This window comes from Sulfurihydrogenibium azorense Az-Fu1, assembly GCF_000021545.1.
Classification (GTDB): domain Bacteria; phylum Aquificota; class Aquificia; order Aquificales; family Hydrogenothermaceae; genus Sulfurihydrogenibium; species Sulfurihydrogenibium azorense.
In genome coordinates, this window is the sequence record NC_012438.1 from 1,434,630 (window position 1) to 1,453,447 (window position 18,818).

Annotated in this window: 20 protein-coding genes; 9 read left to right on the top strand and 11 right to left on the bottom strand. The window is 33.3% G+C overall.

Annotation, left to right across the window (positions count from 1 at the left end):
* The first annotated feature begins 1 nt into the window (after nucleotide 1).
* Nucleotides 2–301 carry an Lrp/AsnC family transcriptional regulator gene (locus SULAZ_RS07520; RefSeq protein WP_012673915.1) on the top strand — a complete coding sequence of 100 codons (300 nt, stop codon included), beginning with the start codon at nucleotides 2–4 and terminating at the stop codon, nucleotides 299–301.
* 13 nt (nucleotides 302–314) lie between these two features.
* On the opposite strand, the gene uvrA is transcribed toward SULAZ_RS07520, so the two are convergent.
* From uvrA to leuD, 11 genes are read right to left on the bottom strand one after another with little or no spacing between them, the layout of a single operon-like run.
* Nucleotides 315–3,074: an excinuclease ABC subunit UvrA gene (uvrA, locus tag SULAZ_RS07525; RefSeq protein ID WP_012674873.1), complete on the bottom strand. Its 2,760-nt coding sequence runs from the start codon at nucleotides 3,072–3,074 to the stop codon at nucleotides 315–317.
* Entirely contained in the window at nucleotides 3,062–4,660 is a 1,599-nt protein-coding gene (recN, locus tag SULAZ_RS07530; RefSeq protein WP_012674543.1) for a DNA repair protein RecN, read from the bottom strand. The genes uvrA and recN overlap by 13 nt, the downstream gene beginning before the upstream one ends.
* Before the next feature lie 3 nt (nucleotides 4,661–4,663).
* The gene (locus tag SULAZ_RS07535) at nucleotides 4,664–6,157 is read right to left on the bottom strand and encodes an EAL domain-containing protein (RefSeq protein ID WP_012674890.1); all 1,494 of its coding nucleotides are present in this window, start codon (nucleotides 6,155–6,157) and stop codon (nucleotides 4,664–4,666) included.
* 23 nt (nucleotides 6,158–6,180) lie between these two features.
* Nucleotides 6,181–6,756 carry a CDP-alcohol phosphatidyltransferase family protein gene (locus SULAZ_RS07540; RefSeq protein ID WP_012674705.1) on the bottom strand — a complete coding sequence of 192 codons (576 nt, stop codon included), beginning with the start codon at nucleotides 6,754–6,756 and terminating at the stop codon, nucleotides 6,181–6,183.
* Nucleotides 6,740–7,366, bottom strand: a complete 627-nt coding sequence (locus SULAZ_RS07545) for a phosphoribosylanthranilate isomerase (protein WP_012673539.1) — start codon at nucleotides 7,364–7,366, stop codon at nucleotides 6,740–6,742. Before SULAZ_RS07545 ends, SULAZ_RS07540 begins: the two co-directional genes overlap by 17 nt.
* Nucleotides 7,363–8,325, bottom strand: coding sequence for a transketolase family protein (locus SULAZ_RS07550; RefSeq protein ID WP_012674110.1), 963 nt, complete (start codon nucleotides 8,323–8,325; stop codon nucleotides 7,363–7,365). Before SULAZ_RS07550 ends, SULAZ_RS07545 begins: the two co-directional genes overlap by 4 nt.
* Before the next feature lie 4 nt (nucleotides 8,326–8,329).
* Entirely contained in the window at nucleotides 8,330–9,190 is an 861-nt protein-coding gene (locus tag SULAZ_RS07555) for a transketolase (protein WP_012675065.1), read from the bottom strand.
* Nucleotides 9,191–9,204: 14 nt separating this feature from the next.
* Nucleotides 9,205–9,825 (bottom strand): hypothetical protein, encoded by a 621-nt coding sequence (locus SULAZ_RS07560; RefSeq protein ID WP_012675111.1) that lies wholly within the window; start codon nucleotides 9,823–9,825, stop codon nucleotides 9,205–9,207.
* Between the two features lie 10 nt (nucleotides 9,826–9,835).
* Complete coding sequence (locus tag SULAZ_RS07565) at nucleotides 9,836–11,506, bottom strand: tetratricopeptide repeat protein (RefSeq protein WP_012673986.1); 1,671 nt, start codon at nucleotides 11,504–11,506, stop codon at nucleotides 9,836–9,838.
* On the bottom strand, nucleotides 11,499–12,353 hold the full coding sequence (locus tag SULAZ_RS07570) for a universal stress protein (protein WP_012674551.1): 855 nt from the start codon (nucleotides 12,351–12,353) through the stop codon (nucleotides 11,499–11,501). Before SULAZ_RS07570 ends, SULAZ_RS07565 begins: the two co-directional genes overlap by 8 nt.
* Entirely contained in the window at nucleotides 12,343–12,840 is a 498-nt protein-coding gene (gene leuD, locus SULAZ_RS07575; RefSeq protein WP_012673788.1) for a 3-isopropylmalate dehydratase small subunit, read from the bottom strand. The genes SULAZ_RS07570 and leuD overlap by 11 nt, the downstream gene beginning before the upstream one ends.
* Before the next feature lie 62 nt (nucleotides 12,841–12,902).
* Here leuD and trpS point away from each other — a divergent pair, with 62 nt between their 5' ends.
* From trpS to SULAZ_RS07615, 8 genes are all read left to right on the top strand, one after another.
* On the top strand, nucleotides 12,903–14,078 hold the full coding sequence (gene trpS, locus SULAZ_RS07580) for a tryptophan--tRNA ligase (protein ID WP_012674838.1): 1,176 nt from the start codon (nucleotides 12,903–12,905) through the stop codon (nucleotides 14,076–14,078).
* Nucleotides 14,079–14,081: 3 nt separating this feature from the next.
* Complete coding sequence (gene thiL / locus SULAZ_RS07585; protein ID WP_012674086.1) at nucleotides 14,082–15,017, top strand: thiamine-phosphate kinase; 936 nt, start codon at nucleotides 14,082–14,084, stop codon at nucleotides 15,015–15,017.
* A gap of 39 nt (nucleotides 15,018–15,056) precedes the next feature.
* A complete protein-coding gene (gene ahcY / locus SULAZ_RS07590; RefSeq protein ID WP_012673819.1) occupies nucleotides 15,057–16,313 on the top strand; it encodes an adenosylhomocysteinase in 1,257 nt (418 codons plus the stop codon).
* 26 nt (nucleotides 16,314–16,339) lie between these two features.
* Nucleotides 16,340–16,564: a DUF465 domain-containing protein gene (locus SULAZ_RS07595; RefSeq protein ID WP_012673955.1), complete on the top strand. Its 225-nt coding sequence runs from the start codon at nucleotides 16,340–16,342 to the stop codon at nucleotides 16,562–16,564.
* Nucleotides 16,565–16,674: 110 nt separating this feature from the next.
* Nucleotides 16,675–17,358 (top strand): CDGSH iron-sulfur domain-containing protein, encoded by a 684-nt coding sequence (locus SULAZ_RS07600; protein ID WP_012673477.1) that lies wholly within the window; start codon nucleotides 16,675–16,677, stop codon nucleotides 17,356–17,358.
* Nucleotides 17,359–17,360: 2 nt separating this feature from the next.
* Nucleotides 17,361–17,807: a DUF2231 domain-containing protein gene (locus SULAZ_RS07605; RefSeq protein WP_012674485.1), complete on the top strand. Its 447-nt coding sequence runs from the start codon at nucleotides 17,361–17,363 to the stop codon at nucleotides 17,805–17,807.
* An 11-nt stretch (nucleotides 17,808–17,818) separates the two neighbouring features.
* Entirely contained in the window at nucleotides 17,819–18,199 is a 381-nt protein-coding gene (locus SULAZ_RS07610) for a PaaI family thioesterase (RefSeq protein WP_012674116.1), read from the top strand.
* Between the two features lie 22 nt (nucleotides 18,200–18,221).
* Nucleotides 18,222–18,794, top strand: a complete 573-nt coding sequence (locus SULAZ_RS07615; RefSeq protein ID WP_012674859.1) for an NAD(P)H-dependent oxidoreductase — start codon at nucleotides 18,222–18,224, stop codon at nucleotides 18,792–18,794.
* The last annotated feature ends 24 nt before the right edge of the window (nucleotides 18,795–18,818 follow it).

The following is an 18,818-nucleotide window of genomic DNA, read 5'->3' on the forward strand; positions in this document are numbered from 1 at the left end:
TATGGAAAAGTTAGAAGAAGTTCCAATAACCTTTGAAGAATTACTTAAAGATATTGAAATAAGTACGGCAGCTTCAGCTTACGTATTGATAGAGGCAAATCCTTCTGAGATCCCTGCTATTTTAAAAGCTTTGGCAAGTGTCCCTAACGTAAAGTCTGCAGACGTAGTAACAGGAATATACGACATTATTGTTTATTTAGTTGGACAAGACCAAAACGAAATAGGAAAAGTTGTAATAAGGGACATAAACTCTATACCAGGAGTAAAAAAAGCTACAACATGTATGGTAGTGAAGCTGTAAAAAGATAGATAATCTAAACTAAATACTTTTTTAAAAACCTTCCAGTGTAAGAGTTTTCGTTAGATGCTACCATTTCTGGAGTCCCTTGGGCTACTATCTGCCCTCCTTTTTCTCCTCCTTCAGGGCCAAGGTCTATTATCCAGTCTGCACATTTTATAACATCTAAGTTATGTTCTATGACAACTACAGTGTTTCCTTTATCTACAAGTTTATTTAGTACTTGAATTAGTTTTGCAACATCATGGGAATGAAGTCCTGTAGTAGGTTCATCTAAAAGGTATAGAGTTCTTCCTGTGTCCCTTTTTGATAACTCTCTTGACAGTTTTATCCTTTGAGCTTCTCCACCACTTAAAGTGGTAGCAGGCTGACCTAACTTTATATAATCAAGTCCTACATCATGAAGAACTTTAAGCTTATTCCTAATGGTAGGTACATTTTCAAAAAACTCTAAAGCTTCGGCTACTGTCATATCTAAAACGTCTGCTATATTTTTTCCTTTGTATAGAATAGACAAAGTTTCTTTGTTGTACCTTTTTCCTCCGCACACTTCACAAGTTACGTATATATCTGGTAAAAAGTGCATCTCGATTTTTACTACACCTTCTCCCTGACAAGCTTCACATCTACCACCTTTAACATTAAAAGAAAATCTGCCTGCAGTGTATCCCCTTGCCTTTGCTTCTATGGTTGATGCAAAAAGTTCCCTTATATAGTCAAACACCTTTGTGTATGTAGCTGGGTTTGACCTTGGTGTCCTTCCTATTGGAGATTGGTCAACGTTTATAACCTTATCTATATGTTCCCATCCTTCTATTTTGTCGTGAAGTCCTACTTCTTCATTTGTTTCATAAAATCTATTTTTTGCTGCTTGCCAAAGTATATCGTATATAAGCGTTGATTTTCCACTTCCAGATACACCTGTTATAGCCACAAAGACACCTAAAGGTATTTTAACATCTATATTTTTAAGGTTATGGTGTCTTGCACCGTAAATCGTTAAGTATTTGTCTTTTATCCTTCTTCTTTCTTTAGGTAAAGGTATTTTAAGTTTTCCACTTAAGTACTTTCCTGTTAGAGAGTTTGGATTTTGCTTTATCTCCTCTACAGTTCCTACAGCTGTAATCTGTCCTCCATAAACACCACTACCAGGTCCTATATCAACTATATAGTCAGCTTCTTCTATTGTTTCAGGGTCGTGTTCTACAACTATAACAGTATTTCCTAAGTCTCTAAGTTCTTTCAAAGTGTTAATAAGCTTTTCTGTGTCCCTTGGATGAAGTCCTATTGAAGGTTCATCTAAGACGTATAAAACACCTGACAGTTTTGACCCTATCTGGGTTGCAAGTCTTATTCTCTGGGCTTCTCCTCCACTTAAAGTGGTAGCAGACCTTTCTAAAGTAAGGTAATCAAGACCAACATCTATTAAAAACTTTAACCTCTCTTTAATTTCTTTTATAACTTTTTCTGCTACAACTTTATCTTTTTCTGACATAGGAGATTTTTCAAACTCTTCAAAAAATCTGTAAGCCAGACTTATATCCATCTGGACAACTTCGTATATATTCTTTCCTCCAACTAAAACCGTTAGAGCTTCTTTTCTCAGCCTTGAGCCTTTACACTCAAGACATTTTATCTCTTTAATGTACTTTCCGATTTCTTCTCTGTACTTTTCTACATCTGTTTCTAAAAACTTTTTTTCAAGGTGTGGAATTATACCTTCAAAATACTCATCTCCGTAAAGTATCTCGTGTTTTATGTGTGGTGGAAGGTCTTTAAATTTCTTGTATCTGTTTACTCTATGAAGGTCTAAAATTTCTCCTACCATTGCCTTGATGTATTTAAAAGATAGACTATCAGATATTCTGAAAGCCTCTATTGCAGACCTGTTTTCATCAATTAAAGCAGACTCGTCTATCTTGTGTATAACACCAAGACCTTTACAGACAGGGCAAGCTCCATAAGGACTGTTAAATGAAAATAATCTCGGAGATAGTTCTGGGATTGAGAAGTTGTGTACTGGGCAGGCAAATTTTTCACTGTAGATTATATCTTCTTGACGGTCTACTATGTTTATTACAACAAGCCCATCAGATAGTTTTAAAGCTTGTTCTACAGAATCGTTTACCCTTGTTCTTATACCTTCTTTTACAGTTATTCTATCTACAACTATCTCTATAGTATGTTTTTTATTCTTTTCAAGTTTTGGTATCTCTTCTGTAAGGTAAATCTCTCCATCTATTCTAACTCTTGGATATCCAAGCCTTTTTATCCTTTCTAAGACTTCTTTATGCTCTCCTTTCTGTCCTCTAACGATAGGTGCAAGAATTTGAATTTTTGTTCCTTCTGGGAGCTTCATTATACTTTCTGATATCTCTTGAGGAGATTGGGAGGATATCTCCGTTCCACACTCTGGACAGTGAGCCTTTCCAACTCTGGCAAACAATAGTCTTAAATAATCATAAATTTCTGTTATCGTTCCGACTGTAGACCTTGGATTCTTTGATGTAGTTTTTTGGTCTATAGCAATAGCAGGAGATAAACCTTCTATACTGTCTACATCAGGTTTTTCCATAATACCTAAAAATTGTCTTGCGTAAGCAGACAGACTTTCTACGTACCTTCTTTGTCCTTCTGCGTAAATTGTATCAAAAGCAAGGGAAGACTTTCCAGACCCTGAAGGTCCAGTTATTACAATAAGTTTGTTTTTTGGTAATTCTAAATCTATATTCTTAAGGTTATGTTGTCTTGCTCCGTGAATAACTATCTTGTCCATACTTCTCCTTGTTTTAAAAGTTCTTTTGCAAGGTTTATAGAGTCTTCGTTTACTATTCCACTTAACATTCTTGCAATCTCTTTAATTCTTTCATCTTGGGTTAACTGTTTTATAACTGCTCTTGTCTTTCCGTTTTCTTCTTGTTTATCTATATAAAAATGTTTATCTCCTATAACTGCAATCTGTGGAAGATGAGTTATTAGAATAATTTGAAAGTCTTTAGAGAGCTGTTTTAACTTCTTTGCCATAGATACAGCTGTTATACCACCTATACCTGTATCTATCTCGTCAAAAATCATAGTGTTAACAGACTTTTTAGATATTAGTTTTAATACTAAAGAAAGTCTTGATATCTCTCCTCCTGAAGCTATCTCATCTAAAGGTTTTGGCTCAAACCCTTTATTACCAGAAAATAAAAACTGGACTTTATCTATTCCGTATCTGTCTAACTCTTTTTCTTGTATTAACACTTTAAAGTCAGCTGATTTAAAGGCAAGGTCTTTTAGATGGTTTAACACCTCTTCCTCAAACTCTTTAACTTTACTTTTTCTTATATTAGATAGTTCATTGGCTTTTTCAACTACAAGGCTGTGGAGTTGTTTTAACTGACTTTCTAAAATAGGTGTTTTATCTTCAAGGTGTAGTAGTGTCTCCAACTCATTTTGTAGATTTTCAAGAAGGTTGATTAATCCTTTTTCATCGTAGCCGTACTTTCTTTCTAAGTGATTGATTAAGTTTAACCTTTCTTCTATCTGATGGAGTTTTTCTTGGTTAAAGTCTAAATCAAAGTCTTCAAGGTCGTAGTAGGTTTCTTCAATCAAGGTTTTTGCGTTTTCTAAATTGTCTAACACTTTAGACAGTCTTTCTTCAAAATCTGATACTTTTGATATACTTTTTACAGCTGTAGATAGATTTTGAAGTATACCGTTTTCTTGGGATATTAAAGCTTTTGTAAACTCTACACTTTCTTTTATTGTTTGTATGTTTGAGTAGTAGTTATACTCTTGTTCGAGTTTTTGTTTTTCTCCTTCTTTCAGGTTTGCACTTTGTAGCTCGTTTATCTGAAACTGTAAAAAGTCTATCTTTTGAAGCCTGTCTGACTGTTTTAGGATAATGTCTTCATACTCTTTTTTTAGTTTTTGATACTGAATATACAGCTGCTGAAACTCTTGTAGTTTGTCTTCTATCTTTAGATATTTATCGTAAACTTCCCTGTGGTAATCTTTATCAAACAGTCTTTGGCTGTAATGTTGTCCATGGACTTCTATAAGGTCTCTACTTACCTCTTGTATAAGGGATTTTCCTACTTTTCTACCGTTTAGGTAGTAAAGACTCTTTCCGTTTTTTATCTGTCTTGCAATAACTAAAATACCATCTTCTGAATAGTCGTTATCAACTTCAAAGGTTAACTCTACGTAGTCTTCTTCTTCGTAATTTCCTTTTTCTCCTAAGACAAACGTTATAGCATCTATTACTAAGGACTTTCCTACTCCCGTTTCTCCTGTAAATACATTCATTTTAGGGTGTAGGTCTATCTCAACATCTTTAATGTATAGAAACTTTTTTATCCTTACAGAAGACAGCATCCTTTACTCACTTGCAACATCTTGATTAAAGTTTGTAAGTTCGTAATGAAGAGCTTCAATTCTGTAGATAGGTTTTTCTGAGTCTTCATCACTTTCTTTAAAGTCTGTATATGCAATTTTAGGTTCTAGTTCTATAAACTTTTTTTCTATCTGAAATGTAGTGTTTGAAAGATGTTTTTTCAAGCTATCTATTAATTTTTGATTTTTCTTTATATTCCCATCTAATATAATTCCTATGGTAAAATTATCTACAAGAGCACCAACAGTATCCTTTGGTAGATAGTAGTTTAGTTTATTTATTAAGTAGTCTAATGTCAGTTTATAGTAATAAACACCTTTATTAAAAAAAACATTACGAAGAGAAGGGAAATACAGGTAAACTATAGTAGTTGGAAGCTTTTTATTAAACCTGTATTTTAACGTAGACATAAACTCTTTTTTAGATATAAAATCTTCATGGGGAATAGTTTTAAAATTTTCAAGAAGGTACTTTAAATCAAGGTTGTATTTTTTTAAACTATCTCTTACAATCATAATCTCATTAAGAGTTTCTATCTTATTTCTTTCATTTTTAAGCTTATTTAAAAGATTTTCAAGGGTCTGTAAAGATGCAAGAATGAAATTTAACTTCTTTAACGTTTTTTGAGCTACTTCATCCAAATTGTGGCAGATATTTAAACTTTCTTTTTTATGTACCATATCTAAAATCTGTTCAAACTCTTCTTTATTTTCTATAGGAATATTGTAAAAATGGGCTATTATTACTGCTTTAAAAGTATTTAGTAAGTCTTCAATACTATCGTAACTTGATATTTTTAAAGTTTTTTTGAATAAATAGGAAAGTAGTTCAGAATCCTGTAGTATTAAGTTTATATCTTCTAAATTCTCTTTTGAAACAATAGTTTTAAAATCCTTAAAATACCACCCTTGAAAATATCTAACACCTGATGAGATAAGTTTTCTCACTTCTTCTTCAGTTTCTACTTTTTCTGCAAGAATTTTTATATTTGCTTTTTTTATAAGGTTTGATTCTACTAAACTTTTAACAATTTCTGTAAAATTTTTCCAAACCACCCTGTCTATCTTTATACTTTCTATAAAATCTATATTTTTTATAACCCTATCAAGGTTTGCACTCTCTGTTCCAAAGTCATCTATAGACATTTTTATAGCATTTTGATGGAGTTTCTCTATAAACGAGTCTACTTTAGAATGGGATTCTTCTAATATTTCTATAACTAAGTTATCTTTTAATGGATGTTTCTTTATAGCTTCTATTATTTTATCTATATACTTTTCCAAAGTCTTTGTACCTATGTTGATATGGTATACATACTTTTTATCTTCATTTTTTAGTAAATCCAAATGGTGGATAAATGTCTTGTAGTCTATCTCCGGATTTGAAAGAAGGTAAGGGAAGTCTGCTAATACCTCAAAACCTTCAACTAAAAACTTATCTTTTTCTAAATCATAGTAGTATATAGGTTCTTTTCTCATTTAGTTTTCCTCCACCCTGTTGATTACTTTCCACTTTTATAAAAACATATAACTCTTTGTATTACAGTAATATTTGAGAAAAATGCAATTATTCCAACACCGTAGATTAAAAATCCAGTTAGCAGGGAGAGTATTAAAACAAAAGACCTTTCTGGTCTTTCCATTATGCCAACTTTACACTCTACTCCTAAACTTTCTGACCTTGCCCTTGTATAACTTGTCATGTAAGAGCCTATTAACGCCAAAGATGAGGAAATGAAAAATAAATCATCATTCTTAAAGTAGTACATTAAAGATAGAATAGGTATTATATCAGAGTACCTATCTATAACAGAGTCTAAAAATGCACCCATTAATGTCTGCTGGTTGTACTTCCTTGCCAAGTACCCATCAAGAGCATCACATAAATTTCCTACCAGTATAAAAATACCAGCCACTAAAAACATACCTTTAATAATAAAGAAACTTCCTACAAAAACAAAGACCAAACCCACTACTGTCAAAATATTTGGTGATACATTTATCTTATAAAGAAAGTCTACTATAGGTGTTGTTTTTTCTTCCCAAATTGGTTTTATATTTTTAATTATTTGACTCATAACTTTTTACAATCTCTATAAACTGTTTTACCTTGCTAATATCTTTTATTCCAGGTTTAATCTCAAGTTTTGATGAAGCATCTACTCCGTAAGGCTTTATCTGGCTTAAAACTTCCTTTATGTTATCCAGCCCAAGCCCTCCAGATACAATAATTTTATCATAAAGTTTTAAAACTTTTTTTAAAAGCTGTATGTCTATTGTCTCTCCTGTTCCACCGTACATACCTTCTTTGTAAGTGTCTAAAAGCAAGCAGTAATCATCTTTCATATACTCTTCCATCTGTTTAATTTGAGACTCTTCTTTAATACGAAACACTTTTATAACTCTGTCTTTTGGAAAGTTTTTTACAAAGCTGTAATCTTCATCCCCGTGAAACTGGATTATATCTGCTATGTAAAGCAGCTCTTCTACTGTTTTTTCATCTTGGTTTACCACTACAACTACTAACTTTGTACTTTCATTCAGTGATTGTTTTATCTCTATTATTTTATCTAAATCTACGTATCTGGGGCTTTTTGGGTAAAAGATGGTGCCTAAGTAGTTGGCACCGAGCTGAGATATCTCCTTAGCCTGCTGAGGCTGGGTTATTCCACATATCTTTACTATCATTTTGTTTTTTTAGAAAGAGCTAACCTTACTTTATTTTTTAAACCTTCTACTGATAATCCCATCTCTTCCATTACTTCCCAAGCTGGACCAGATATACCAAATCTATCTTCTACACCGTGTCTTACTAAGATGGTAGGACATTCTTCTCCTAAGACTTCTGCTACTGCACTACCAAGACCGCCTATTATAGAGTGCTCTTCTGAAGTTACTACAGCTTTTGTTTTCTTCGCTGTCTGGACTATCAACTCTCTATCTATAGGCTTTATAGATGCCATGTTTATAACTTCAACGTCTATCCCTTCACTTTCCAGCTCGTAAGCTGCTTGAAGTGCTATTGATACCATAACACCACAAGCTATTACAGAAACATCTTCTCCTTCTTTTAACACATAACCTTTCCCTAATTCAAATTCGTAATCTTGAGGCATTATCACTGGAAATTTTTCTCTACTCATTCTTATGTAAAAAGGTTCTTTTATCCAGTGGACTTTCTTTAAAACCTTTTCCATCTCTACGCTGTCTGCTGGTACTATTACATTCATATTAGGAAGAGTTCTCATCAGGGAAATATCTTCATTCATCTGATGGGAAGCTCCGTCTTGGCCTACAGAAACACCTCCATGGGATGCAACTAACTTTACATTGAGTTTGTTGTAGGCTATCTGTTGTCTAATTATCTCCCACGGTCTTCCTGATAAAAATATTGCAAAGGATGAAGCATAGACAGTTCTTCCGGTGTATGCTAAACCTGCTGCTATACCTATTAAGTTTTGCTCTGCTATCCCAACATTAAAAAATCTTTCTGGAAAAGCTTCATGAAATTTATGTGTTCTTGTAGATTCTGACAAATCTGCATCTAAAACGACCATGTTAGGATCTATTTTACCAAGTTCAACTAAAACTTCTCCGTAAGTGTCCCTTAAAGCTTTTTTTGGTAAAGAAGATATATCAACTGTCATCAAATTAAACACCTCCTGCTGTTAGTTCTAACAAGGCTTTTTCGTACTGCTCTTTATTAGGTGCAACTCCGTGCCATTTAAAGTTATTTTCCATAAATGACACTCCTTTTCCTTTTACTGTATGGGCTACTATTACGGTTGGTTTTCCTTTTGTATTTCTTGCTTCTTCTAAAGCATCTATTATCTGCTGGTAATCGTGTCCATCTATTTCAATAGCGTGCCATCCAAAGGCTTTATACTTGTCTGCTAGTGGGTGCACATTTACAATTTGTCTAACATCTCCGTCTATCTGTAGGTTGTTGTTGTCTACTATTGCACATAGGTTATCTAACTTGTGATGTCCTGCAAACATCGCAGCTTCCCACACCATTCCTTCTTGGATTTCTCCGTCTCCTAACATAACATAAACTCTGTAATCTTTATTCGCAAGTTTTCCTGATAAGGCTTGACCTATTGCTACAGAAAGTCCTTGTCCTAGTGAACCTGTTGAAGCTTCAGCTCCTGGAACACCGTGTTTATTTCCCTGCCAAGCAGGATGTCCTTGTAGTCTACTGTATCCGTCAGGTGCAAACCCTTTTGTTTTTCTGTATGTATTTAACTCTTCTTTTGTTATGTATCCTACTTTTGCTAAAACTGAGTACAAGGCAGGAGATGCATGTCCTTTTGAGAGGATAAATCTGTCTCTATCTTCCCACCAAGGATTTTTAGGGTCGTACCTTAAAAATCCTCCAAAGTATAAAACTGTAAGTATATCTATCGCAGACAGAGAACCTCCAGGATGTCCTGATTGAGCGTTGTAAACCATCGTTATAATATCAATTCTAAGTTCTCTGGCAATCTCTTTTAGCTTATTTATATCTCTCAACTTAAATACACCTCCTAATTTTTCTCAAAGTTTAGGTTTGATACAGTTATCTTAACTAAACTTTTACCATTGTTGATGATGTTTATCTCGTTGTTAAGTCCATACTCTACTGTATAGTCTTTATAGATAATCCTTTTTAACTCATTTTCCTCGTAAACAAGTGTGTACTGTGGTCTTATAACTTTTAACTGGTTTGATTGGCACTCAATTTTTTCATTTGGTTGTAAGTTAAACTTTTTAGATATAAGACCTTTAAGTAGGTTTATATCAGTTAAGACTGTAGCTTGAGGCATATACATAGAAACTAAAGAGAGTATCTCACTACTATCACAGGAACTAAATCCAGCTGCTTTAACGCATAAAGTACCATTTTGCCTCTCAACATTTAAAAGAGATTTTCCAAAAGGAGAGGATAAAACTAATTTTTCATAATCTTTAAACTCCCCTTTTACAAGAACAGGCATTCCTGAAACCATAGCAGCCGCTGAAAAACTAAATTTATCCGGAATAGAGTTATCTTTTTGTTTTATCTCTCTAAATTTATTTTCACAGTAAAAAGGTTGAAAAGTCGTAGGAGAGCAAGAATAAATAAGTGCTACAAACAAGATTAAAACAGGTAGTAAAAACTTTTTCATTATTTCTCACCTACTTAAGTTTTTTTAATATTCTATCTTTTTGCCCCGGCTCTCCTTCCCCTTTTTCTTCAATTAATTTTAGTGCTTTTTTGTAGTATTCTACAGCTTCTTTACTTTTACCTAACTTTGTTAAAACATCGGCAAAATGTTCGTTTATTACAGGGTCATCATCTACCTTCTTTAAGACTTTTTCGAGTATCTCGTAGGCTTTTTTATAATCACCTTTTTTATAGTATCCCCATGCCAAACTGTCTAAGTAGGCAGGATTGTCTGGAGCAAGGCTTAGTGCTTTATTAACTAACTCTATACCTTTATCAACGTTTATATCCCTGTCTATGTATGTGTATCCAAGGTAGTTAAGAGCATCGGGGTAGTTTGGACGAAGTTCTAATGCTTTTAGTAGTGCCTTTTCTGCTTCTTTCCAGTTTTTTAACTTATCAAGGTAAATAGCTTTTAAAAAATAGACTGTTGCATCGTCAGGCTTTATTTTTTCTGCTTCTTGAACTAGCTCTAATGCCCTTTGAGTGTTTCCTCTTTTGTCTTCTATGTCAGCCATCGCAAGTAAGATGCGGTAGTCATTTGGATTTTGTGTATAGAGTTTGTTGTAAACATCAAGGGCTTTGTCGTACTCTTTTAAATTCACGTAAACCTGTGTAAGTCTATCTACTAACTCTTGGTTGTCAGGTTGTTGTTGGTAGAGCTCCTCGTATATCTCTTTTGCTTTTTTATAGTCGTTTAAAGACTCGTAAGCCATTCCAAGCATAAACTTTGCAAAAAGGTTATCAGGATTTTCCTTTACAGTTTTTTGCAAATCTTCTAAAATCTCTTTAGCTTTATCGTACTTTATGTAAAGTAAAAACTTCTTTAAAAGTGCATCGTTGTCTTTTGGGTTTAAAGTAATTATTTTATCTATCGTTTTTGAAGCATTTTCAAAATCGTCAATATCTACATAAACTTGAAAAAGTCTGTTTAATGCATCTAAATTTTGAGGATTGTCTTGTAAGACTGATTTATACAGTTTTATTGCTTCATCGTACCTTTTTTGTTGTTTGTATAATTCTCCAAGTATCTGCCAAGCTGGTTTAAAGTTTTTATCTATTTTTAAAGTCTGTTTTAAGTATTCTTCTGCCTTTTGAAGGTTGTTTTCAAACAGGTATATTCTTGCAAGTTTAAAGTAAACGTTTGGGTCATCTTTTTTGATAGTAGATAACTTTTCTAAAAGCTGTCTTGCTTTATCTATCTGTTTGTTTTCTAAATAGTAATCAACTAACGTTGATATTACTTTTTCGTTGTTAGGAAACCTTTTGTATGCTTCTTCAAGGGTAGATATAGCTTTTTCTGGCTGTTTTATCACAGAGTAAAAAAATGCTGTAAAAAGGTAGGTCTCAGGGTCGTTTTTAAACTTTTCGTTGTACTTTTTAAGTATATCAAAAGCCTCTTCTTTCCTACCTAAAGAGTAAGCCAAAAAGATAGTTTCTCTGTATACAGCTGGAGTGTCAGGCATTAGACTAAGAGCTTTTTTACAAAAATCGTAAGCTGTCTTTGCATCTTGATTGTCTTTTGCTATCTTACAAACACCGTAGTAAAAAAGGGGATTTTCAGATTGAAGTTTTAAAGGTGATGCTACAGCTGACCCACTTAAAATTGCCAATGTAGATAAATACTTTAATAATTTATTCATAATTACCTCTATAAATTAAAACAGAAACGGCGGATTCTTTTAAAATCTTATAGGATGTTGAACCTATGAATGTTCTTTTTCCTTCTTTTACTTGTCTTTTTCCTACTAATATTAAATCTGCCTTTTCTTCCACTGCCTTCTTTATAATCACCTTATCAGGGTTCCCTTCTTCCATGTAGAGCTTTATGTCTTCATATATATTTTTCAACTCTGACAATTTTTCAAGCTTGTGTTGTCTTACTTTTTCAAGGACTGATTTTAGATGGGAAAAATTACTGTCGTTATCTGCGTGTACAACGACTAACTGACTACCAAAATGTTTTGCCAAATTGACGGCAAACTGTAAACCTTCTTGGGAAGATGGTAAAAAGTCGTAAGCAACTACAATTTTATCAAAGTTTAAATTTCCTTTTATAACCAAAACTGGGTGCTTTGACTTTGATGCAACCCTTAAAGACACACTACCTATAGCCTTAAGTTCTATGTCAGATTTTTGGTGGGATGGCATGATTATAAGGTCAGGATGGACTGTTTCACAAAAGTCAAGTATACTTTCTACAGTATCTCCTTCTAAAATCCTGTAATCTACTTCTATATCTTTACTTTTAAGATACTCTTTATAACTTTCAAGGGTTTCTATGGCTTTACTTTTGAGTTTTTCATTTAAGGATAAAACCGCGTTTCTTTCTTCTTCAGGAAGTTCCTGCAAAAAAGGTATATTTGGTTTTTCTATAACTGTTATAATCCATACTTTAGAGTTGAACTCTTTTGAGATTTTAGACCCTATCTCTAAAGCTTTTTTACCTGTATCTGTTAAATCTACAGGTATAACTAAGTTATGAAGCATTTTTTAATCTTTCCTTTGCGTACTCCATTAAACCACCTGCTTTTAATATTGCTTGCAAGTTCTCAGGAAGTGGTTTTATTTTGTACTCTTTTCCTTTTGTTAAGTTTCTTATGATTCCTTCATTTACATCTATCTCAAGTGTATCTCCTTCTTCAGCTTCTTTTGCAGCTTCTGGAGACTCTATTATCAAAAGTCCTAAGTTTATAGCGTTTCTAAAGAATATCCTTGCAAAAGACTCTGCAACTACTGCTGATATACCTGCTCCTTTTATAGCCAGTGGCGCATGCTCCCTTGATGAGCCACAACCAAAGTTTTTACCTGCAACTAAAATATCTCCCTCTTTCACTTTAGATGGGAAAGTAGGATCTGCATCTTCCATAACGTGTTTTGCAAGCTCTTTAGGGTCTGTTGTAACAAGGTATCTTGCAGGTATTATCTGGTCTGTATCTACATCATCTTTGAATTTCCAAACTCTTCCTCTTATCAATTTCAAAACCTCCAAATTTATTGTAAAATTATTATAACAAAAATCGGAGGTTTAAGACATTTATGAGAATAGTTAGTGGTATGCGTCCAACTGGTAAGCTACACCTTGGACATTACTTTGGTGTTATAAAAAACTGGATTAACCTTCAAGATAACAACGAATGTTTTTTCTTTGTTGCAGATTGGCATGCTTTAACAAACAAGTATAAAGATACCTCTGATTTAAAAGAAAACATTTATGACCTTGTTATAGACTGGATATCCTGTGGAATAGACCCATCAAAAGCCACTATCTTTGTCCAGTCAGCTGTAAAACAGCATGCAGAACTTACATTATTACTTGGAATGATAACACCTAAAAGCTGGCTTGAGTTAAACCCATCTTACAAAGATTTAAAATTTAACTTGTTTTTTCAGTATGTTAGAGATTTTTTACTTGGAAAAGGTATAAAGATAGAAGAAGATACCATTAGACAGATAGTACACGACAGTTTTTATCATAAAAAAGAAATAGATTTTGAGTATCTTAAAGAAAGTTTAATAAAACTGTCTGTAGATGAAAATCTTTCAAATGAGATAGTGTTTAATCTAAAAGAGGGAGATATAGGAAAAGATATAGACACTTATGGATTTTTTGGTTATCCAGTTTTAATGGCTTCTGACATACTTATCTACAAAGCACAAGCTGTCCCTGTAGGAGAAGACCAGCTACCTCATATAGAGATAACCAGAGAGATAGCAAGAAGATTTAACAATCTCTACAAACCTGTTTTTGTAGAACCAAAAGCATTACTAACAGAAGCTTCAAAACTGCTTGGAACAGATGGAAGGAAAATGTCCAAATCTTACGGAAACACAATAGCTTTAAGTGATGATGAAGAACAAGTAAATAAAAAGGTTTTATCTATGAAAACAGACACCCAGAGAGTTAAAAAGTCTATCCCTGGTAGGCCTGAAGTTTGCAATGTATTTAGTTATCACAAATTCTTTACAGACCAAGAAACTGTAAAACAGATAGATTTAAAATGTAGAAATGCAGAGATAGGATGTATAGAGTGTAAAAAGATACTTGCAGAAAACCTAAACAAATTTTTGTTGCCCATCAGAGAAAAAAGAAAAGAGTTAGAAAAAGACAGACAGCTACTTGATAAAATAATCCGTGAAGGAAACGAGAAAGCAAAAGAAGTGGCTAGTAAAACAATGGAAGAAGTAAAAGAAGCTATGGGACTGATGTTTTAAAAAATGAAGATAGAAAACTTAGGCGAGTTTGGGCTTATTGATAAGTTAAACCAGATTTTACCAATAGATGATAAAGATGTTATCGTTGGCTATAGCGATGACTGTGCTTGTGTTAAGGTAGGAAATGATTTACTACTATTTACAGTTGATATTCAAGTAGAAGGCTCTCACTTTATCAAAGAAAAGATAAATCCAAAAGATTTAGGTTGGAAGCTTTCTACCTCAAATGTAAGTGATATAGTTTCCTGTGGTGGAAAACCAAGATGGGCTTTAGTATCTTTGGCTTTACCAAAAGATTTAGATTATGAGTTTATAAAGGGTGTTTACGAAGGCATAAAAGAAGCTCAGGACTACTACGGATTTTTTACAATAGGTGGAAATGTGTCCTCTTCAAAACAGTTAATGATAGATATGTCAATGGTAGGCCAAACAGACATATTTGTAGGAAGGGACAAAGCAAGGGTAGGAGACTTTGTTTATATATCTTCAAACTTGGGTTTATCAAAGGCAGGATTAGAACTTATCTTGATGGATAAAGACAGTTATGAAGATTTTGAAAAAAAGTTAATAGAAAAACACTACAGACCTAAAGCCAGAATAGACCTATTAGAAAATGTAAAGAAGTCTTCAAGCTGTATAGATATAAGTGATGGTTTAGTATCAGATTTAGGACATGTATCTAAAAGAAGTAAAGTCAAAATAGTAATAGAAAAAGAAAAATTACCTATAGACAACAACTTAAAAATCTTTTGTCAAAAGTACAACAAAGACCCTTACCAGTATATTCTTTACAGTGGAGAAGAGTATGAACTTGCTTTAACTTCCGATAAAGATTTAGATTTAATAAAAATAGGGTATATAGAAGAAGGAGAAGGTGTTTACTTAAAAACTCAAGAAAAGTTAGAAAAGTTAGACGATAAAGGATTTAGACACTTTTAGGCTGTGTTATAATTTTTTAACCAAAATTAGGAGGATTAGATGGACTACCACATAAAAGACATCTCTCTTGCTGATAAAGGTCTTCTTAGAATCCAGTGGGCAGAAAAAGATATGCCTGTTTTAAGACAGATAAGAGAAAGATTTAAAAAAGAAAAACCTTTAAAAGGAATAACAGTTGCTGCATGCTTACACGTTACAACAGAGACTGCAAACCTTATGATAACCCTAAAAGAAGGTGGAGCTAACGTTTACCTTACAGCTTCAAACCCACTTTCAACTCAAGACGATGTAGCAGCTGCATTAGTTAAATATTTTGAGATACCAGTTTTTGCCATTCACGGAGAAGACAGAGACACTTACTACGCACATCTAAACGCAGTTTTAGATAAAAAACCTAACATTACTATGGATGATGGAGCAGATTTAATATCTTTACTTCACAAAGAAAGACAAGATTTAGCTTCAAACGTTTACGGAGGAACAGAAGAGACAACCACAGGTGTAATAAGATTAAAAGCGATGGCAAAGGATAAAGTGTTAAAGTTTCCAGTTATAGCAGTAAACGATGCCTACACAAAACACCTTTTTGATAACAGGTACGGAACTGGACAGTCTACCATTGACGGTATTTTAAGAGCTACCAACAGACTTATAGCTGGGTCTAAGTTTGTAGTTGCAGGATACGGATGGTGTGGAAAAGGTGTAGCGATGAGAGCAAGAGGAATGGGAGCTGACGTTATCGTCACAGAAGTAGACCCACTTAAAGCACTGGAAGCTGTAATGGATGGCTACAGAGTTATGCCTATGATAGAAGCAGCTAAAATAGGAGACTTTTTCGTGACAGTTACAGGAAACATAAACGTTATAGACAAACAGCACTTAGAAGTTATGAAAGATGGAGCCATCGTTAGCAACTCTGGACACTTTGATGTAGAGATAAACCTAAAAGCACTACAAGAGATGGCAGTAAAAACAAGGGATATAAGAGAAAACGTCAAAGAGTATACCCTTAAAGATGGAAGAAATATATACGTTTTAGCAGAAGGAAGACTTGTCAACTTAGCAGCTGCAGAAGGACACCCTGCACAAGTTATGGATATGTCCTTTGCAAATCAGGCGTTATCAGCAGAATACGTTTACAAAAATGCTGATAAGTTAGAAAAAACTGTTTACAAAGTTCCAGATGAGCTTGACTTTGAAGTCGCAAGATTAAAACTACAAGCAATGGGAGTACAGATAGATATGTTAACTCCAGAGCAGATAGAGTATTTATCAAGTTGGGAGCACGGCACTTAAAAAAATTTAAATAAAGGAGTGAAGCTATGACAAGGGAAGAAGCAATCCAAAAACTTTTAGAAACAGACGAAGAGTTTAAACACATGTACGAAGAACACAAAGATTTAGAGTGGAAAGTTTCTAAATTAGAAAAGCACTTCCCACCAGACCCAGAACTTGAAGCAGAAGAAGAAAGATTAAAAAGAAGAAAACTTTACCTTAAAGATATGATGGAGTTAAAGATAAAAGAATTTTTATCAAAAAATAGTTAAACTTTCTACAGCCCTCTACTCATAGAGGGCTTTTTTTTCTGATATAAATCATACTCTATTTAATAGTTTACTCTCATTCCTTATTTAAAAGACAAAAACTGGATATAGTTATGAAAATAAAGGTGTTAAAAGATGGTCCTTACATTGTAGAAGGTGGTGTTCCTTTATATAGGGAAGAGATGGTTAGTTATAAAATGATAATACCTCAATCTTGGAAAAAAGTAGAAAAGTTTGAAACAAAAGAAACTTATGCTTTGTGTAGATGTGGACTATCAAGAAACAAACCTTTCTGTGATGGTTCACACAGAGAAGGATTTGATGGTGAAGAAACAGCAGATATAGAGATTAAAGACGAAGAAATAAAGATATTTGAAGGACAAGATTTAGACCTTTTAGATATTAAACATTTATGTGCCTCTGCAAGATTTTGTCTAAAAGGAAAAGGAATATGGGATATGATAAAAGAATCCAGTAGTAAAGAGAAATATGAAGAGATTATGCAAATTGTTTCAAACTGTCCTTCAGGAAGATTAGTTTTAAAGGATAAAAATGGTAATTACATTGAACCTACATTAGAAAAAGAGATAAGTATTTTGGAAGATAATCTTAAAGGAGTTAGCTCTGCTATATGGGTAAAAGGAGGGATAGCGATAGAGTCCTCAAAAGGGTACACCTACCAAATAAGAAATAGAGTTACACTCTGTAGATGTGGAAAATCAAAAAATAAACCTTTCTGTGATGGAACTCATTTAAAAATAAACTTTAAAGATGAAAATTATTATAAGGGGAAATAACAATGACAGAGCTACATCCACCTATAGTGCATTTTGCAATAGCTTTAACGATGATGGGAGTGATATTTGAAATTTTAGGATTTATATCTAACAGGGAGAGCCTTAAACATGCAGGTTTTTGGACTTTTCTTTTTGGAGTTATTGCTGTATGGGGTGCTATGCTAACAGGACACGTAGCAGAAGAAAGTGTTGAAAATTTTCTGACAGAAGATGCTAAAAAAATACTTGAAACTCACGAAGAACTTGGGAATGTTCTTCCTTTTATATTTACAATTTTGGGTGGATTGAGACTTTATCTCTGGTTTAAAGAAAATAAGAAACTTTATTACTTATTTTTAATTGCAGGACTAATTTCTATAGGATTAGTTGGTTTTCAAGGAAAATTAGGCGGAACATTGGTTTATGAACATCTTGTAAAATTAGATAAAATTCAAAAACCTGTTGAATAAAAAAACTACAGATGAGAATTGAAAACCTCCCATTCCTTGAACATATTGGAGCAAAGGTAGAGGAGTTATCAAAAGAAAGAGCTGTATTAAGTGTAGAGATAGAAAATTACCATTTACAGCATCTTGGATTTGTACACGGTGGAGTTATATCAAGTTTAGCGGATAATACTGGATGGTATGCGGTTATATCAAACTTACCAGAAGAAAAAACCTGCGTAACAATTGAGATAAAAATAAACTATTTAAGACCAGCAAAGAAAGGTACTTTAAAAGCTATTGGTAAAGTTTTAAAAATCGGTAAAAGTGTTGCTTTTGCAGTAGTAGAGATAACTTTTAACGATGAACTTGTCGCATATGCAACAGGAACTTATGCAATATTAGAATTTAAATAAAACTCCTTTGGAGGTTTAAAACATGGACTACCTTATAATCTACGCCCATCCAAATCCACAGAGTTTTAACTCTGCTATAAAAAACACTGTTGAAGAAACTCTAAAAAATGCAGGAAAAAGCTTTGAAACTGTAGATCTATATAAAATTAACTTTGACCCTATCTTAAAACCACAAGACTTTGAAGCTATAATGCAAGGAAAAGTATTAGAAGATGTAAAACAGCAACAAACCCTTGTAAAAGATGCTAATACATTAGTTGTAATTCATCCAATTTGGTGGTATTCAATGCCAGCCATACTAAAAGGATACATAGATAGAGTTTTTTCTTATGGCTTTGCATACAAAGAAGAAAACGGAGAAATAAAACCTCTTTTAACAGATAAAAAGGTAATAATCTTTAACACAATGGGAGAAGATGAAAATACAGCTGTATCTACTGGAATGTCAGAATGTTTGAAAAAGACTATAGGAGGAATATTTACATTCTGTGGAATGGAAGTTATACATCATAAACTCTTTTACGCCGTACCATACGTATCAGATGAGGATAGAAAAAAAATGTTAGAGGAGGTCAAAGCAGTTTTTAAGGCCTAAAAAGGGTTAAATTTTTTACATTTC

What these genes read in the sequence shown, in the direction of transcription:
- SULAZ_RS07520 (WP_012673915.1), top strand. Translation starts at nt 2, where the DNA reads ATGGAAAAGTTAGAAGAAGTTCCAATAACCTTTGAAGAATTACTTAAA.
- uvrA (WP_012674873.1), bottom strand. Translation starts at nt 3,074, where the DNA reads ATGGACAAGATAGTTATTCACGGAGCAAGACAACATAACCTTAAGAAT.
- recN (WP_012674543.1), bottom strand. Translation starts at nt 4,660, where the DNA reads ATGCTGTCTTCTGTAAGGATAAAAAAGTTTCTATACATTAAAGATGTT.
- SULAZ_RS07535 (WP_012674890.1), bottom strand. Translation starts at nt 6,157, where the DNA reads ATGAGAAAAGAACCTATATACTACTATGATTTAGAAAAAGATAAGTTT.
- SULAZ_RS07540 (WP_012674705.1), bottom strand. Translation starts at nt 6,756, where the DNA reads ATGAGTCAAATAATTAAAAATATAAAACCAATTTGGGAAGAAAAAACA.
- SULAZ_RS07545 (WP_012673539.1), bottom strand. Translation starts at nt 7,366, where the DNA reads ATGATAGTAAAGATATGTGGAATAACCCAGCCTCAGCAGGCTAAGGAG.
- SULAZ_RS07550 (WP_012674110.1), bottom strand. Translation starts at nt 8,325, where the DNA reads ATGACAGTTGATATATCTTCTTTACCAAAAAAAGCTTTAAGGGACACT.
- SULAZ_RS07560 (WP_012675111.1), bottom strand. Translation starts at nt 9,825, where the DNA reads ATGAAAAAGTTTTTACTACCTGTTTTAATCTTGTTTGTAGCACTTATT.
- SULAZ_RS07565 (WP_012673986.1), bottom strand. Translation starts at nt 11,506, where the DNA reads ATGAATAAATTATTAAAGTATTTATCTACATTGGCAATTTTAAGTGGG.
- SULAZ_RS07570 (WP_012674551.1), bottom strand. Translation starts at nt 12,353, where the DNA reads ATGCTTCATAACTTAGTTATACCTGTAGATTTAACAGATACAGGTAAA.
- trpS (WP_012674838.1), top strand. Translation starts at nt 12,903, where the DNA reads ATGAGAATAGTTAGTGGTATGCGTCCAACTGGTAAGCTACACCTTGGA.
- thiL (WP_012674086.1), top strand. Translation starts at nt 14,082, where the DNA reads ATGAAGATAGAAAACTTAGGCGAGTTTGGGCTTATTGATAAGTTAAAC.
- ahcY (WP_012673819.1), top strand. Translation starts at nt 15,057, where the DNA reads ATGGACTACCACATAAAAGACATCTCTCTTGCTGATAAAGGTCTTCTT.
- SULAZ_RS07595 (WP_012673955.1), top strand. Translation starts at nt 16,340, where the DNA reads ATGACAAGGGAAGAAGCAATCCAAAAACTTTTAGAAACAGACGAAGAG.
- SULAZ_RS07600 (WP_012673477.1), top strand. Translation starts at nt 16,675, where the DNA reads ATGAAAATAAAGGTGTTAAAAGATGGTCCTTACATTGTAGAAGGTGGT.
- SULAZ_RS07605 (WP_012674485.1), top strand. Translation starts at nt 17,361, where the DNA reads ATGACAGAGCTACATCCACCTATAGTGCATTTTGCAATAGCTTTAACG.
- SULAZ_RS07610 (WP_012674116.1), top strand. Translation starts at nt 17,819, where the DNA reads ATGAGAATTGAAAACCTCCCATTCCTTGAACATATTGGAGCAAAGGTA.
- SULAZ_RS07615 (WP_012674859.1), top strand. Translation starts at nt 18,222, where the DNA reads ATGGACTACCTTATAATCTACGCCCATCCAAATCCACAGAGTTTTAAC.